This is a genomic window from Krasilnikovia sp. MM14-A1004 (genome assembly GCF_047159485.1).
Classification (GTDB): domain Bacteria; phylum Actinomycetota; class Actinomycetes; order Mycobacteriales; family Micromonosporaceae; genus Actinoplanes.
In genome coordinates this window covers 1,149,525-1,165,210 of the sequence record NZ_AP038773.1, presented here as the reverse complement: position 1 = coordinate 1,165,210, position 15,686 = coordinate 1,149,525, and the positions used below count along the sequence as shown (strand labels likewise).

The following is a 15,686-nucleotide window of genomic DNA, read 5'->3' as shown; positions in this document are numbered from 1 at the left end:
CCCGGGCCGGCGGTACCGGCGACTCCACCACGTGTGACATCAGAGCGCGTCGAGGCCGCGTTCGCCGGTACGGACCCGGACGACGTCCTCCACGGCCGTCACCCACACCTTTCCGTCGCCGATCTTCCCGGTGCGGGCGGCCGTGACCACCGCGTCGACGACCTTCTCGACGTCGATCTCGTCGGTCAGCACCTCAACCTTGATCTTCGGCAGGAACTCCACCGTGTACTCGGCACCCCGGTACACCTCGGTGTGGCCCTTCTGCCGTCCGTAGCCCTGTACCTCGCTGACGGTCAGGCCCGCGACGCCGAGTGCGTGCAGCGCCTCCTTGACCCCGTCGAGCTGGTACGGCTTGATGACCGCGGTCACCAGCTTCATGCTCAGTCCCTCCATCGGTGCAGTCATCAGGAAAAGCTAACCGGCGACCTTTTCGCTGACCGCGGCCTTGCCGTCAGCGTCGGGCGTGCTGGACGTGCCGAGCCCGGCCATGGCGAACGCGCCACCGCCGCCGGAGCCCGTGGCCGGAGTGAGTTCGTACGCGGTCTCGCCGTGGTCGGCGATGTCGATGCCGCCGCGCTCGGCGTCCGCGCTGATCCGCAGGCCCTTGAAGGCCTTGATGGCCAGCGCGATGACCGCCGCGATGGCGAACGAGTAGACCGTGACGGACAGGCTGCCCGCGAACTGGCGGCCCAGCTGGGTGAGGCCGCCGCCGTAGAACAGGCCCTCGCTGGCGCCCAGGCCCGGGTCGCTGTTGATCGCCGCGTTCACCTGCGTGGTGGCGAAGAAGCCGATGGCGAGGGAGCCGATCCATCCGCCGACGAAGTGGACGCCGACCACGTCGAGCGAGTCGTCGAAGCCGAGCCGGTACTTCAGGCCGACGGCCAGGGCGCAGACCGCACCGGCCACCAGGCCGAGGATGATCGCCGGAACCGGGGCGATGAAGCCGCAGGCCGGGGTGATGGCGACCAGACCGGCGACCGCGCCGGAGGAGGCACCGACCATGGTCGGCTTGCCGTCGCGCAGCCACTCCACGATGAGCCAGCCGACCAGCGCGGCGGCCGTGGCGACCTGGGTGTTGATGAACGCGAAGACGGTGGTGCCGTCGACGGTCAGCTCGGAGCCGGCGTTGAAGCCGAACCAGCCGAACCACAGCAGGCCCGCGCCGAGCGCGACGAACGGCACGTTGTGCGGGCGCATGTTCTCCCGCGGCCAGCCGACCCGCTTGCCGAGGATCAGGCAGAGCGCCAGCGCGGCCGCGCCGGCGTTGATGTGCACAGCGGTGCCGCCCGCGAAGTCCAGCGCGTGGAGCTTGCCGCCGATGAAGCCGCCGCCCCAGACCCAGTGCGCGACAGGGATGTAGACCAGGGTGAACCAGGCGAGAGCGAAGATCACCCAGCCGCCGAACTTCATCCGGTCGGAGACCGCGCCGGAGATCAGCGCGACGGTGATCACTGCGAACATCATCTGGAAGACCATCACCGCGTACGTCGGGATGCCGGTCTTGGCGCCGAGGAACAGCCATTCCTCGCTGATCGTCCCGGTGCCGGTACCGAAGTACTGGGTGAAGCTGCCGATGACGTTATTCACGCCCGCGTTGCCGTTCGTACCGAAGGCCAGCGTGAAGCCGTAGATGGTCCAGAGGATGCTGACGAGCCCGATGCAGGAGAAGCTCATCATCATCATGTTCAGAACGCCCTTGGACCGGTTGAGGCCACCGTAGAAGAGCGCCAGGCCGGGGGTCATGAGCAAAACGAGCGCAGACGACAGGAGCAACCAGGCGGTATTGCCGGTGTTGATCTCCACGCTGCCTCCTCTCGGATTAGGTGTCCTCGCACACGACCCACTTCAGCAGCGTCGCCAGTCGGCCGTTTTTCGTGGCGGAAGCCTCTCCGGCCGCTGTTTCGCGCACGGTCTACGCGCGATTTCTGGCGCGTGACGGCTTGTTTCGTACGTGTGAAGAAACTCTCACAGGCGACAGCCTGACGCGGCTGAACCGCCGCAATGCGCCCATCGGGCGCCGCACCCGGTCAGCGGAGCGCGTACTCCAGGGTGTGCCGCTCGTAGTCGAGCAGCCGCAGGTCGCGCATGGGGCGGCGCAGGTGGCCCTTGTGCACGATACGGACGAACGCCGGATCCCCGGCCGCCGCCATCCGCCGGATCCCCTCGACATGATCGACGATCCGCTTGCGGATCGTGCGCACGAGGCGGTGCCGGTCCCGCGGGATCAGCCCGTACGCGTCCGCGAACAGCCGCAGCCGCCGCGGCCGGTTCGGCCGCTTCCAGCCCAGCGTGTACGAGTCCCGGTCACTGAACAGCGGCACCCACGTCCACGCCGCGTACGCCACGTCGTAGATCCGGGCACCGGGCGAGGCCAGGTCGAAGTCGATCAGCGCGAGGGTGCCGTCCGGCCGCCAGACCACATTGTGCGGGGCGGCGTCGTGGTGGCAGATCACCTCGGTGTCCGGCGGCGGCGGCCCGAACGAGCGCCACACGGCGTTCTGCGGTGGCACGAAGCCGTACTGCGCGTCGTGGAACATCCGCAGCATCGTGGCGACCGTGACCAGCGCCTCCTCTGTCACCCAGTGCGGGGCCAGCGGGTACTCGCCGCACTCGCCGTCGAGGTACGACAGCACCTCGCGGCCCTTCTCGTCCATCCCGAGCGCGTGCGGCGAGCCGGTGAAGCCGACCCGCTGCAGGTGGTTGAGCAGGGCGTGCACCGACGGCGTCCACGGGCCGGCGTTGCGCCGTACCGTGTCGCCGAGGCGCGAGACCGTGCTGACGTTGCCCCCGTGCAACGGGATCTCGCGCACGGGTTCCTGCGTCACCCACGACCTCCCGTACCTGTTGTCCGCGCAGCGGCTGCGCGGTCCCGAGCCTAACCGTCGCTGCCAAGCAACGCCTCGACGAACGCCTTCGGCTCGAACGGCGCCAGGTCGTCCGGGCCCTCCCCCAGGCCCACCAGCTTCACGGGAATGCCCAGCTTGCGCTGTACGGCGATGACGATGCCGCCCTTCGCGGTGCCGTCCAGCTTCGTCAGCACGACGCCCGTAACATCCACCACTTCGGTGAACACCCGCGCCTGCTCCAGCCCGTTCTGGCCGGTGGTGGCGTCGAGGATCAGCAGCGCCTCGTCGACCGGGCCGTGCTTCTCCACGACCCGCTTGACCTTGCCCAGCTCGTCCATGAGCCCGACCTTGTTCTGCAGCCGCCCGGCCGTGTCGATCAACACCGTGTGCACGCCCGTGTCGATGCCCCGCTTGACCGCGTCGAACGCCACGCTGGCCGGGTCGCCGCCCTCGGGCCCGCGCACGGTCTCCGCGCCCACCCGCTCACCCCAGGTGGCGAGCTGCTCGCTGGCCGCGGCCCGGAACGTGTCCGCCGCGCCGAGCACCACGGTGTGCCCGTCGGCCACCAGCACCCGTGCGATCTTGCCGCAGGTGGTGGTCTTGCCCGCGCCGTTCACGCCGACCACCAGCACCACGGCGGGCCGGCCCTCGATCGGTCCCGCCTTCAGGGTCCGGTCCATGTCCGGCTCCAGCGCGGCCACCAGCTCCTCGGCGAGCTGCTGGCGTACCTCCGCCACGGTCCGGGTGCCCAGCACCCGGACCCGCTCGCGCAGCCGCTCCACGATCACCTGCGTGGCCTCGACCCCGACGTCCGCCGTGATCAGGCTGTCCTCGATCTCCTCCCACGCCTCCTCGTCGAGGTGGTCGCGGGACAGCACCGCCAGCAGACCCTTGCCCAGCACGCTCTGCGAGCGGGCCAGCCGGGCCCGCAGCCGGACCAGCCGCCCCGCGGTGGGTTCCGGCTGCTCGATGAGGTGCGGCGCCTCCTCGACCGGCGCGGGAGCCGCTTCCGGCTCGGCGACCGGCGGTGCCGTGACCTCGGCGGTCGGCGCCGCCGGCGCTTCGGCGGGCGGGGCCGCCGGGGGCCGCTCCAGGGTGGTGGTCCCCCCGCCGTGCGGCGGCGGCAGCTCACGGCGGCGCATCCGGGGCACCACCAGCACGGCGGCCCCGACCAGCAGCGCGATCAGCAGAATGACGGAGACGACCACGTATTCCATGCCGAAATCCTGACAGATGCGCCCGCCGGGTGCCGTGTCGCCCGGCCATGTCCGGGGCGGGGAGGAACTTCTGGATTCGGGGATGAGTCCTCGGCGCCACCCCGTCGGCATCGGTCGTGACCGGGTCTGCACCGCCGGTCACCGCCGGGCGCCCGACCGGGTGTGGCGCGCGGCGACCGGGATGTGGAGGATGGGGATCCCTGTCGTCCGCACGGAGGAACCATGCCGCACCATCCGGGTCACCGGTGACCGCGCAGCTGCGCATCGGGCCGCTGCTGCGCCGCGTCGTCGGCGACCGTGCCACGGTGTGGGTGGAGACGTCCGCGCCCGCGCTCGTGCGGGTCGAGGCCGACGGCGGCGCCGCCGGGTCCGCGTCCACCTTCTGCGCGTACGGGCACCACTACGCGCTCGTCGTCGTCGAGGGGCTGGCCCCCGACACCGCGACCGCGTACCGGGTGCTGCTGAACGACAGGCAGGTGTGGCCCGAGCCGGACTCGCCGTACCCGCCGTCGGTGATCCGGACCCGGTCCGCCGACGACGCTGCCGAGCCGGTGCGGCTGGTCTTCGGCTCGTGCCGCGAGGCCACCCCGAACGCCACCCGCCGCTCCCTGCCGCCGGACGCGCTCGACGCCTACGCGCGTCGGCTGATGGACGAACCGGGCCAGCGCCCCGACCTGCTGGTGCTGCTCGGCGACCAGGTCTACGCGGACGAGACCTCCGCCGGGGTACGCCGGGTCCTGCGCCGCCGCCGCGCGGCCGGTCACCAGGGCCCCGCTGACCAGGTGGTCGCGTACGAGGAGTACACCGCGCTCTACCTGGAGTCCTGGCGCGACCCGGAGGTCCGCTGGCTGCTGGCCACCGTGCCCAGCGTCATGATCTTCGACGACCACGAGATCATCGACGACTGGAACACCTCGGCCTCGTGGCGGCGGGACATGTCCGCGCAACCGTGGTGGCGCGAGCGGATCACCGCGGGCCTCGCGTCGTACTGGGTCTATCAGCACCTGGGCAACCTCGACCCGGACGAGCTGGCCGCCGACCCGCTGTATCAGCGCGTCACCGCCGCCGGGGACGCCACCGAGCTGCTGCGCGAGTTCGGCCGCGCGGTCGACGAGCCCGGCTCCGCCTCCCCTCCCGGGCCGAACGGGCGCCAGCCGCGCGACGGCGCGCCGCATGTCGTCGGCGAGGCGCCGCACCCGGATGGCGCGCCGGGCACCGGAGACGCGCCGCGGGCGTACCGGTGGAGCTTCGCGCTGGACCTCGGGCGTACCCGGCTGGTGGTGTTGGACAACCGGTGCAGCCGGGTGCTCACGCCGGGGCGGCGGGCGATGCTGCCCGCCGAGGAGTGGGGCTGGTTCGTCGACCAGGCCCACGGCGACTACGACCACCTCGTCGTCGGGTCGTCGCTGCCCTGGCTCATGCCGCCCGCGATCCACCACGCCGAAGCGTGGAGCGAGAAGCTGGCGGATTCCCGGGGTACGCGCCGGGCGGCGCTCGGCGAGCGGGTCCGACGGGTATTCGACCTGGAGCACTGGGCGGCGTTCGGGCGCTCGTTCGACGCACTCACCGAGCTGTTCCGCCGCCTCGGCGAGGGCGGCCCGCAGGCGCCCGGCCACCGCAGGGGCGCGGGCGGCGCGTACGCCGCCCCGGCCTCGATCAGTGTGCTCTCCGGCGACGTGCACCACTCGTACGTCGCGCGGGCCGAGCTGGGCCCCGCCATGCGCACACCGGTGCACCAGCTGACCTGCTCACCCATCCACAACGAGGTGCCCGCCCCGCTGCGCCCGCTGATGCGGCTCGGCTGGTCGCGGGCGGCGGCGCGGGCGGTACGCGGGCTGGCGAAGGCCGCCGGGGTGCCGCGCCCGGCACTGCGGTGGAAGCGGGTGACCGGGCCGTACTTCGGCAACGCGGTCGCCACACTGCGGCACACGGGCGACCAGGCGTCCGTGGTGATCGAGGGCACCACCAAGGACGGCCGGCTCGTCGACGTGGGTCACGTCTGCTTGACCGGTGACTAAACCGAGCCTGCCGCTTCGTAGTATTGTTCCTACAGAACGACAGGGCCCCGCCGTTCACTCGTTGGTGTCACCGCACATTGGTACACCTGTGCCAATCCCACCGGTATGATTCGAGCATGACGAGGCGGATCACTGTGAGTCTTCCCGACGACGTAGCCGAATACCTCGACAGTCACCCCCACGCCACGGACATCGTCACCAACGCGGTACGCGCCCGGATGGAGCGCGCCGCGGAAACCCGGAAGGCACTGGAGGCCGTCGGCTTCCGGTCCACACCGGAGGGCCGAGCCTGGGCCCGCTCCGTCCTACGCCCCCTCACCGAGGAGCAACGCGCCAAGGCCCGCCGCTACGCCGAGGCCATCCAGGCCGGACGCCTCCCGGAGCCGGAATGACCAGCGAATCCGGTGCCACCCCCGACATCCGGGCAATCCTCGACCGCTCTGCCCTGCAGTCCTACGCGAGGGGCCACGTCCACGTCGGCGAGGTGCTTGGTGAGGTGACCGCCGAAATGGACACCGTCATCGGTATCCCCGCCGCGGCACTGAGCGCAGCACACGCCGCCCACCTGGACGACAAGGACGCGCGGGGACTGCTACGCCTGGTGGCCAGCCTGCCCAGCACGACGGTGTTGGTCCTGGATCAGCAGGCCGCCGAGGACGTGGCAGGCGCGTTGGTCGTGACCGACGGCGACCTATCTCTTGCACAAGGAGTATGGGCGGCCAACGATCTCGGCGCCCTGTACCTCACCGCCGAACCGGACGAGGTCAGGGCCCTGGTCCCGGCCGACAACATCCTCACCATTCCCCGCGACGACGCGTAAACCGGCTGTGCCCGATCGAGGCGCGGTCCAGGATGTCTGAATGACCTCCTGGACCGCGCCACCAGCTCAGCGCAACTCCGAGCCTTTCACCGGCGACGAGCGCCCCATGCTCGAAGGCTGGCTCGACTGGCATCGCCAGACCCTGCTCTCCAAGGCCGCCGGGCTCACCGCCGACCAGCTCAAGACCGCCGCGGTCGAGCCGTCCAACCTCACCCTGCTCGGGCTGATCCGGCACATGACCGAGGTCGAGCGCATCTGGTTCCGCCGTCGCGCCGCCGGCCAGAACGTCCAGGCCGCCTACTGCGCCCCGGACAACGTCGACGGCGACTTCGACGACGTCGCCAACGCGGATGCCGCGGCCGACCACGCCGCCTACCTCGCCGAGATCACGCTGGCCCGTACCGCCGTGGCCGACCTGCCCCTCGATCACGAATTCGCCACGCCGCGGCAGGCCGCCATCAGCCTGCGCTGGGTCTACCTGCACATGATCGAGGAGTACGCCCGGCACAACGGCCACGCCGACCTGATCCGGGAGCGGATCGACGGCGCGACCGGCGACTGAGGAGAGCCGCCTTCGAAACGACGACGGCCTCCGAGGCCGATCCGCTAACAATCCTGGTTCTGCCGCTCCGACCACGACGAGGGTCCGGCCAGGTTGGCCGCGCCGCCGTCGAGGACCGCCCGGAACGCCGCGTTGGCCAGCCGCCGGCCCCATGGCGCGCGAGGTCCGCCGTAGGCCGCCGCCGGGCCGTTCGGCGGGCAGAGCACCACGACCGCGTCGGTCGCGGTTCCGGTGGCGGCCAGGCCCAACTCGCGGATCGCCTGCGTCTTGGCCTCCGTGATGGTGGCGACCGCGTTGACCAGGGCGCCGTCGCTGAGCCGCTGCGGCACCCACGCCACGAGGTTGACGGTCCCCGCGTACGGCCCCTGCTCAGTGGTGGGGGCGGCAGCGGCCTGGATGGGAGCGCTGAGGCCGACCGTTGCCCACAGCCGCACGCCCTCGTCGTCCGCGGCCACCACGTCGGCGACGTCGACGCCGGTCAGCAGCCCCACGCCGGGTCCGGTCAGGTCCAGCCCGGCGGCGATTTCGCCCAGATGCGCGGCCGGGTCGTCGCGGTCGTACGACATCGGCACGGTGGCGTTGACGATCCAGTGGCACGGTCCCAGCCCGCCGCCGAGCACCGCCGAGGAGACTGCGAACACGGGCTCGGGCAGGCGCCACACCAGCAGCGGAAGGTCGCAACCCTGCTCGGTGCGGTGGCCCGGGACCGGTTCGGCGATCATGGCTGGACCCTAACGCGTGCCACGGCTCGACCGTGCGACCGACGATCCGCCTGCTGACCTCAGTCCAGTGCGGGCAGGCTCGCAGGACCACGGTCGGCCACCACGAACGGCGTGTCGATGTCCGGCGTTCCCTCGCCGATCCGTACGGCGGCCACACCCGTGCCGCCCGGCAGCAGTTCGCCCTGCTCGTCGCGGACCAGGAACGTGTTCGCTCCCGTGTAGACGGTGTAGGTGGGCTTGCCCTCGGCGTCACCCGTACGCCGGAACCGGAACTGCTGTCCCGGGGCGGACGCGTCACAGGCCGCCGTCACCACCGGCGCGGGGCCGTCGCCGGTGCCGCGCACCGCCACGCACGAGGCCTCCCCGCCGACGCGGATCTTCGCCGTCTGGATCAGGTACCGGTCGCCGCCGATCGGGGTGAGTGCGAACAACGCCCGGTCGCCGGAACCGTCGGTCAGCCCGATCCGCCCGGAACCGTCCACCACCACGATGCCCTCGCTGCCGACCGGCACCAGGGACACCTGCCGGCGCCCGGAGAAGACCCCGGCGGCGGCCGAGCCTCCGGACGCGGCCGGTGCGGACGCGGCGGGGCGGGACGACGCCGGAGTGGAACGGACGGGCGCGGCGGCGACCGGGGCGCTGGACGCCGCTGGACTACCGGCCGGTGAGCCGAGTCCGCTGGCCGCCGACGGTTCGCCCGGCTTCCCGGCACAGGCCGTCGAGCCGAGCAGCAGGGTGGCGGTCACGGCGCCGAGGGCGGACGCCTGAAGGTACGCGCGCATGAGGAACTCTCCTTCGTCGAGAGGGATGGGAGGGGTGTGTCAGAACGGCAGGGTGGCGGCGCCCCGGTCGATGAGGACGAACGTGGTGTCGAGCGTCCCGTCGCCGATCTCCTCGGCGATCAGTCCGGAGGTTCCGGTCGGGTTCCACCGCAGGTACGCGTCGCCGTTGCGGACCGCGTACGTCATGCGTTGCTGGTTGTCCCGGCCGTGCTCGGCGAAGACGAACCGCTGGGCGGGGTCGCTCGCGTCGCAGGCGGCCGTGACCACGGTGAGCGGGTTGCTGCCGTTGTTGCGCACCCGCACGCAGTACGGCTCCCCGCCGGCGGTGAGCTTGCCCGTCTTGATGAGGTGTTCGGAGCTGCCGGGGGCGGTGGGCACGGGCACGAACAGCGCGCGGTCGCCGTAGTCGGCGGTGATCCCGACGCGCCCGGACGGGGTCACCGCGACCACCGACTCGGGCACCTCCACCCCCTTGTCCAGCACGAACAGGAACACCTGCCGCTTGCCGGACAGGACCGCCGGGTCCTGCGTGGACGGCGTGCGCGACGTCGGTGGGTGGGAGGTGGTGGGCGTGGTCGGGGCGGTCGACTCCGATGGGACGGGAGAGACCGAGTGGGTGGACGGCGATGCGGCGGGCAGGGGCGGGCCGGGGGTGGGACCGCGGCCCGGCTGGGCGGCGGCGATGCCGACCCCGAGCGCTACCGCGGTGACGGCGCCGAGGGCACCGGTGGCGGCGTACCGGTGCTTGCGGCGGCGGTCCGCCCGGGCCCGTACGTCGCCGGCGGAGGCCAGCCGCCCGGTGTGCCCGGCGTGCCGGGCGAGCGCGGCGAGGCCGCGGTCGAGGTCGTGCTCAGGCATCGTGGCTCACCCTTCCCGTGGCGGGGCCTTCGGTGTCGCTCAGATGTTCGGCCATGGCCCGGCGGCCGCGGGCGAGCCGGGCCTTGACCGTGCCAGTGGGCGCGCCGACCTCCTGCGCGATCTCGGCGACGTTCAGGCCGACGAGGTGGTGCAGGACGATGACCCGGCGCTGGTCGCCGGGGATCTGCCGCAGCGCGTGCACGAGGGCGACGTGGTCGGGGCCGAGACCCTCGACCTCCTCGCCGACCGCGTCGCGGTGGTGGGCGCGCAGCCGGTTCACGGCCTTGCGCCAGGCGCTGACCGCGTTGCGGGAGGCGACGCGACGCACCCACGCCTCGGGGCTGTCGCAGTCGCGGACCGTGGACCACCGGTCCCACGCCTTCAGGTACGCCTCCGCCACGGCGTCCTCGGCCTCGGCCCGGTTGCCGGTCATGGCGTACACCTGACCCAGTACCCGCCGGGACGACGCCGTGTAGAAGGCGTCGAACTCTTCGGCATCCCGCATCGATCGCTTCTCCTGAGCTGACCCGTCCGCCCGGCGATCTTCACCGGGCGTCGAGAACGTGACGCCCGGCCCCGCGGTCCGGTTGCATCAGATGCGATCTTCTCTCCCGCCATGCCCTCTTGACGCCTGAGCGGGCATGCCGGTTGCGTGCGTTACGGCAGTCCGAGCGCCCCGCGCAGGTACGGCAGCCCGTCCGGCCCGGACCAGCGGTACGCGAGCAGTTTCGCCGCCCGGGCGCCGCGGATGACCCGGTCGTCGTCGTCCACGAACAGGATCCACTGCGGTTCGAGGCCGAGGGCGGCCGCCGCGCGGGCGAAGAACTCCGGGGCGGGCTTGTGGATGCGCAGCTCCCACGAGCTGACGACCAGGTCCACCTCGTCGGTGAGGCCGAGCGCGGCCAGGTCACCGGGCAGCCGGTCGGTGGCGTTGGTGGCGATGCCCACCGGCTGCCCGGCGGCGCGCGCCTCGCGGACCAGCGAGAGCACCTCGGGGTCGACCTCCCCGCGGTGGGTCTGCCACTCGTCGACCGCCGCGGATGCGTCCTCGGCGGGCAGCGGCAGCCGCTCGGCCACCAAGCTCATCCACTGCGCGTCGGTCAGCTCACCGGACACTGCGGGCCGCAGCAGGTCCCACGTGAACGCCGTGTCCATCAGCGCGCCGGAGCTGAGGCCGTACTTCTGCTCGACGGCGGCCGGAACGGCCGGGTCCCAGCGGCGCAGGACGCCGTCGAGGTCGATGAGCAGGGCCTTGGCGGGTTGGCGACGCATGATCGTGAGCCTATCGAGGGCGGCTCAGTCCTCCACCGGGTGGTTGAGCCGCTGGCTGATCACCTGGGTCACGCCGGCGCGCATGGTGACGCCGTACAGGGCGTCGGCGACCTCCATGGTGCGCTTCTGGTGGGTGATGATGAGCAGCTGGCTCTTCTCCCGCAGCTGGTGGAAGAGGGTGATCAGGCGGCCCAGGTTGACGTCGTCGAGGGCGGCCTCGACCTCGTCCATGATGTAGAACGGGCTGGGCCGGGCGCGGAAGATGGCGCAGAGCATGGCCACCGCGGTCAGTGACCGCTCGCCGCCGGACAGCAGCGACAGCCGCTTGATCTTCTTGCCGGGCGGGCGCGCCTCGACCTCGACGCCGGTGGTGAGCATGTCCTCCGGGTCGGTGAGCACGAGGCGCCCCTCGCCACCGGGGAACAGCACCTGGAAGACCGTCTGGAACTCCCGGGCGGTGTCCTCGAACGCGGAGGTGAACACCTCCAGGATCCGGTCGTCGACGTCCTTGACGACAGTGAGCAGGTCCTTGCGGGTTTCCTTGAGGTCTTCGAGCTGGTCGGAGAGGAACTTGAACCGCTCCTCCAGCGCCGCGAACTCCTCCAGGGCCAGCGGGTTCACCTTGCCGAGCAGGGCCAGGTCGCGTTCGGCCTTGTTGGCGCGCTTCTCCTGCGTCGGCCGGTGGTATGGCACGGGAGCGGGCTCCGGCTCCCCGGCCGCCTCGGCGGCGGTCACCTCGGCCTGGGTGGGCGGCACCCACTGGTCCGGGCCGTACTCGCCGATCAGGGTGTCGACGTCGAGCGAGAAGTCCTCGGCGGCCTTGGCCTCCAGCTGCTCGATGCGCAGCCGCTGCTCGGCACGGGCGACCTCGTCGCGGTGCACCTCGTTGGTGAGCCGCTCCAGCTCGGCCAGCAGGCGTTTCGCGGTGGCGCGTACCTCCTGCAGCTCCGCCTCGCGGGCGGTGCGGGCGCGGGCCAGCTCGTCGCGGGTCTCCACCGCGGCGGCCAGGGAGACCGCGACACGCTTGAGCGCCTCCGCCGCGCCGAGGGCGACCGCGCGGGCGATCTCGGCACCGCGGGCGCGGGCGGCGCGGCGGGCGGCGGCGCGTTCCCGGGCCTGCCGTTCGGCGTTGGCCTGGCGCAGCAGCGAGTCGGCGCGGCCCGCGATGGACGCGACCCGCTCCTCGGCGGTACGCACGGCCAGGCGTACCTCCATCTCGTTCTGCCGGGCCTGGGGCACGAGCGCGGCGAGCTGGTCGCGTTCCTCGGTGGAGGGTTCCTCGTCGATCGGGGTGGCCTCGGCCAGGCGCAGCCGCTCCTCCAGCTCGGCGAGGCGGGTCAGGTCGACGTCGCGGGCGGCCTCGGCCTTGCTGCGGGCGGCGCCGAGCCGTTCCGTCTCGGCCTGCGCGGAGCGGGCGGCGGCGCCCAGCTCGGCGAGGCGGCGGGCGGCGGCGTTGCGTTCGCCCTCGGCGGCGCGCTTGGCGGCGGCGGCCACGTCGACCGCCTGCTTGTGCTCCGCGACTTCGGCGCGAGCCTCGGCGAGGCGTTCGCGCAGCTCACCGATGGCCAGCTCGGCGGCCTCCCGGTTGGCCTTGGCCTCGTCGACCGCGGCCTGCACCTCCAGGTAGCTGGTCTGCTTGCCGGAGCCACCGGCCGCCGCGTACGCGCCGAGCACGTCGCCGTCGGGGGTGACCGCGCGGAACTCGGCATTCGCGGCGATCAGGGCCGTGGCGGCGGCGAGGTCGGGGACGAGGACGACGTCGCGCAGTGCCCGGTGCAGCGCGGGCCGGATCGCGTCGGGGCAGCCGATCACGTCGGGTGCCCACACGGCGCCGTCCGGCAGTGCGGGCCGCAGCGCGTCCAGCGAGCCCTGCATGCCGGGCGCGGCGGGCCCGGCGACCACGAGTGAGGCGCGGCCCGCGTCGGCGATTTTGAGCGTACGCATGGCCTCGACGGCCTCGTCGATCCCGGTGAGGGCGACCGCGTCGGCGAGCCCGCCCAGCGCGGCGGCCAGCGCGGCTTCGTGTCCGGGCGCGACAGTGAGCATGGACGCCAGGCTGCCGAGCAGGCCCGGCACCTCGGCGGCCTTGCCGAGCAGCGCACCGGCACCGTCCTTGCGCTGCAGGCCGAGGGCGAGCGCCTCCTCCCGGGCCTTCCAGCTCGCGGCGTCCTTCTCGGCGGCGCGCTCGGCGTCGGACAGCTCCTTGGCCACGGCGGCGGCCCGCTCGTGCGCGGCGACCGCCTCTGCATGCCGGGCGTCGAGGTCGGCGTTGTCCCGGTCGGCCTCGGTGGACTCGGCCGCGACCGCGTCGACCTCCGCCTGCGCGGCCTGCGCCCGGCCGAAGGCGTCGGTGTGCGCGGCGGCGAGGCGTTCGATCTCCTCGGCCGCGCCCTCGGTACGGGCGCGGGCCGCGTTGACCTGGCCGGTGAGCTTGGCCAGCCCCTCGCGCCGGTCCGCGATGGCCTTGGCCGCGGTACGCAGGGCGCCCTCGGCCGCGTGCAGCTGCCGTTCCAGCTCCTGGCGGTGCTCGATCGCCTCGGCCAGCCGCATCTGGTCCTCGGTCAGCGCGTCGCGCAGCTCCTGCTCCTGCTCGCGGACCCGCTCCGCCTCCGCGACGAGCTGCTCCGGGTCGCGTCCGGGCCGCTCCTCGTCGGCGGTGGCGCTCAGGTGGCGCATCCGTTCGCTGGCGAGCTGCTCTGTGGAGCGGAAGCGCTCCTGCAGGGCGGACAGCTTGTACCAGGTGTCCTGGGCGGCGGCCAGCAGCGGGGCGTCCTCTGCGTGCGCGGCCTCCAGGTCGGCCAGCCAGCGCTGGACCTCGTGGTTCTCGTCCTCTACCTGCTGGCGGCGTTCGCGCATCGCGGACTCGTCCGCGATCTCCTTGTCCAGGGTGGTCCGCAGCGTGTGCAGGTCGTCGGCCAGCAGGCGCAGCCGGGCGTCGCGCAGGTCGGACTGGATGCCTGCCGCGCGCCGGGCCACCTCGGCCTGCCGGCCGAGCGGCTTGAGCTGGCGGCGCAACTCGGCGGTGAGGTCGGTGAGCCGGTTGAGGTTGGTCTGCATCGCGTCGAGCTTGCGCAGGGCCTTTTCCTTGCGCTTGCGATGCTTCAGTACGCCGGCCGCCTCCTCGATGAACGCGCGGCGGTCCTCCGGCTTGGCGTGCAGCATCGCGTCGAGGCGCCCCTGGCCGACGATGATGTGCATCTCCCGGCCGATGCCGGAGTCGCTGAGCAGTTCCTGGATGTCGAGCAGGCGGCACTGGCTGCCGTTGATCTCGTATTCGCTCTCGCCGGAGCGGAACATCCGGCGGGTGATCGACACCTCTGTGTAGTCGATGGGCAGGGCGCCGTCGCCGTTGTCGATCGTGAGGGTCACCTCGGCCCGGCCCAGCGGGGCGCGCCCGGCGGTGCCGGCGAAGATGACGTCCTCCATCTTGCCGCCGCGCAGTGCCTTGGCGCCCTGCTCGCCGAGGACCCAGGCGATGGCGTCGACGACGTTGGACTTGCCGGAGCCGTTGGGACCCACCACGCAGGTGATGCCCGGCTCCAGCCGCAGCGTCGTCGCGGAGGCGAAGGACTTGAATCCCTTCACCGTCAGGCTCTTGAGGTGCACGGATCTCCGAGGGTCGGCGGTGCAGGCTGCTCCGCAGCAGGGTACCCGGCGTCGCAGGTGGGTACGCATTCGCCGCGCTCAGCGCCCGGAAGCCGGGCATAAACCGGGGGGAGAACAAGGCATGAACTCTGCCGCACCGGGCATCCAGCCGTACGGAGTCACCGGAAAAAGAATGCGCGCCGCCACGGGGTGGAGGCGCGCTGCTGCGATATGCGTTTGTAGTGCGAGGGGATGTCAAGCGCCGGATCGCGACGCCCGGGGTGAAGCTCAGGTCAGCGCCGGCTCCGTCAGCCGCAGAATGTCGTCCGCCTCGGCGGCCGCAGCCGCGAGTCGGTCGTTCTCCGCCCGGAGGCGGGTGACCTCGAACTCCAGAGCCTGCACCCTGGAACGCAGTCGGGTGACCTCGTCGAGCAGGCGCCGGTCGGGCGCCGCACCTACGTGGCCGTAGAGGGCCTTCGCCATGTTGGACTCCTAGTGAGACGCTGCGTCTCTATTCAATGCGCTGCCGGAAAGCCGGCCATACGCGCGCCCAGCGAAAAACGCACCTACACCCACGGGCACGCGTGAGCGCAGTATCCTGCACCTCGTTGGAACTTGCTGTGAGGTGCAGATCCCTTACGCCCAGTACACAACTGGGCACAAGCGGGCGCGACTGGCGACAGGTCCTATAGTCCGCCGATCCCCACGCTGCGTCAAGCCGTGGGCTGCGTGACACCGAGCATGAACAGAGTGAATCACGCCACCCCCGCCACCCATTAGCGGGACTTAAAACCTTTCTTAGGCGGTTTGCTGCTCACCGCCCCGAATGCTTACCGTCACCGGGGTCGAAGAATGTCGATCTTTGAGATTATCGGCGACCGCGGGCCCCCGGCCGGGGCGCGACCCCCGGTCGCCACCCTCTGTGCCGGGTGCCAGTGGCGGGGCACCCGGCACAGCAGGGGTCCCACCGGACAGGGTGGCATTCCTAGGACGAAATCACCCTG

15 protein-coding genes are annotated in these 15,686 nt (G+C 72.2%); 4 read left to right on the top strand and 11 right to left on the bottom strand.

Going from position 1 to position 15,686, the window contains the following annotated elements; all coding sequences use genetic code 11:
• Nucleotides 1-39: 39 nt before the first annotated feature.
• The 4 genes from ACMCNN_RS05460 to ftsY all read right to left on the bottom strand — a co-directional run bounded on the left by ACMCNN_RS05460 (nt 40) and on the right by ftsY (nt 4,063).
• The gene (locus ACMCNN_RS05460) at nt 40-378 is read right to left on the bottom strand and encodes a P-II family nitrogen regulator (protein WP_165449693.1); all 339 of its coding nucleotides are present in this window, start codon (nt 376-378) and stop codon (nt 40-42) included.
• 36 nt (nt 379-414) lie between these two features.
• Complete coding sequence (locus ACMCNN_RS05455; RefSeq protein ID WP_412745074.1) at nt 415-1,803, bottom strand: ammonium transporter; 1,389 nt, start codon at nt 1,801-1,803, stop codon at nt 415-417.
• A gap of 224 nt (nt 1,804-2,027) precedes the next feature.
• Complete coding sequence (locus tag ACMCNN_RS05450; RefSeq protein ID WP_412745073.1) at nt 2,028-2,825, bottom strand: phosphotransferase; 798 nt, start codon at nt 2,823-2,825, stop codon at nt 2,028-2,030.
• Nucleotides 2,826-2,875: 50 nt separating this feature from the next.
• Complete coding sequence (ftsY, locus tag ACMCNN_RS05445; RefSeq protein ID WP_412745072.1) at nt 2,876-4,063, bottom strand: signal recognition particle-docking protein FtsY; 1,188 nt, start codon at nt 4,061-4,063, stop codon at nt 2,876-2,878.
• 245 nt (nt 4,064-4,308) lie between these two features.
• On the opposite strand from ftsY, the gene ACMCNN_RS05440 reads away from it, so the two are divergent.
• The 4 genes from ACMCNN_RS05440 (at nt 4,309) to ACMCNN_RS05425 (ending at nt 7,463) form a co-directional block, all read left to right on the top strand.
• Entirely contained in the window at nt 4,309-6,081 is a 1,773-nt protein-coding gene (locus ACMCNN_RS05440; RefSeq protein WP_412745071.1) for an alkaline phosphatase D family protein, read from the top strand.
• Nucleotides 6,082-6,197: 116 nt separating this feature from the next.
• Nucleotides 6,198-6,473, top strand: a complete 276-nt coding sequence (locus ACMCNN_RS05435; RefSeq protein ID WP_412745070.1) for a hypothetical protein — start codon at nt 6,198-6,200, stop codon at nt 6,471-6,473.
• Nucleotides 6,470-6,901: a hypothetical protein gene (locus tag ACMCNN_RS05430; RefSeq protein ID WP_412745069.1), complete on the top strand. Its 432-nt coding sequence runs from the start codon at nt 6,470-6,472 to the stop codon at nt 6,899-6,901. The genes ACMCNN_RS05435 and ACMCNN_RS05430 overlap by 4 nt, the downstream gene beginning before the upstream one ends.
• A gap of 40 nt (nt 6,902-6,941) precedes the next feature.
• Nucleotides 6,942-7,463, top strand: a complete 522-nt coding sequence (locus ACMCNN_RS05425) for a DinB family protein (protein ID WP_412745068.1) — start codon at nt 6,942-6,944, stop codon at nt 7,461-7,463.
• 44 nt (nt 7,464-7,507) lie between these two features.
• On the opposite strand, the gene ACMCNN_RS05420 is transcribed toward ACMCNN_RS05425, so the two are convergent.
• From ACMCNN_RS05420 to ACMCNN_RS05390, 7 genes are all read right to left on the bottom strand, one after another.
• A complete protein-coding gene (locus ACMCNN_RS05420) occupies nt 7,508-8,185 on the bottom strand; it encodes an adenosylcobinamide amidohydrolase (protein WP_412745067.1) in 678 nt (225 codons plus the stop codon).
• Between the two features lie 59 nt (nt 8,186-8,244).
• Nucleotides 8,245-8,967 carry a hypothetical protein gene (locus ACMCNN_RS05415; protein WP_412745066.1) on the bottom strand — a complete coding sequence of 241 codons (723 nt, stop codon included), beginning with the start codon at nt 8,965-8,967 and terminating at the stop codon, nt 8,245-8,247.
• Between the two features lie 39 nt (nt 8,968-9,006).
• Nucleotides 9,007-9,825 (bottom strand): hypothetical protein, encoded by an 819-nt coding sequence (locus ACMCNN_RS05410; protein ID WP_412745065.1) that lies wholly within the window; start codon nt 9,823-9,825, stop codon nt 9,007-9,009.
• On the bottom strand, nt 9,818-10,330 hold the full coding sequence (locus ACMCNN_RS05405) for a sigma-70 family RNA polymerase sigma factor (protein ID WP_412745064.1): 513 nt from the start codon (nt 10,328-10,330) through the stop codon (nt 9,818-9,820). The genes ACMCNN_RS05410 and ACMCNN_RS05405 overlap by 8 nt, the downstream gene beginning before the upstream one ends.
• A 152-nt stretch (nt 10,331-10,482) precedes the next feature.
• Nucleotides 10,483-11,097 (bottom strand): HAD family hydrolase, encoded by a 615-nt coding sequence (locus ACMCNN_RS05400; RefSeq protein WP_412745063.1) that lies wholly within the window; start codon nt 11,095-11,097, stop codon nt 10,483-10,485.
• 24 nt (nt 11,098-11,121) lie between these two features.
• Nucleotides 11,122-14,703: a chromosome segregation protein SMC gene (smc, locus tag ACMCNN_RS05395; protein WP_412745062.1), complete on the bottom strand. Its 3,582-nt coding sequence runs from the start codon at nt 14,701-14,703 to the stop codon at nt 11,122-11,124.
• A 267-nt stretch (nt 14,704-14,970) separates the two neighbouring features.
• A complete protein-coding gene (locus ACMCNN_RS05390; protein WP_089291272.1) occupies nt 14,971-15,165 on the bottom strand; it encodes a hypothetical protein in 195 nt (64 codons plus the stop codon).
• Between the last annotated feature and the right edge of the window lie 521 nt (nt 15,166-15,686).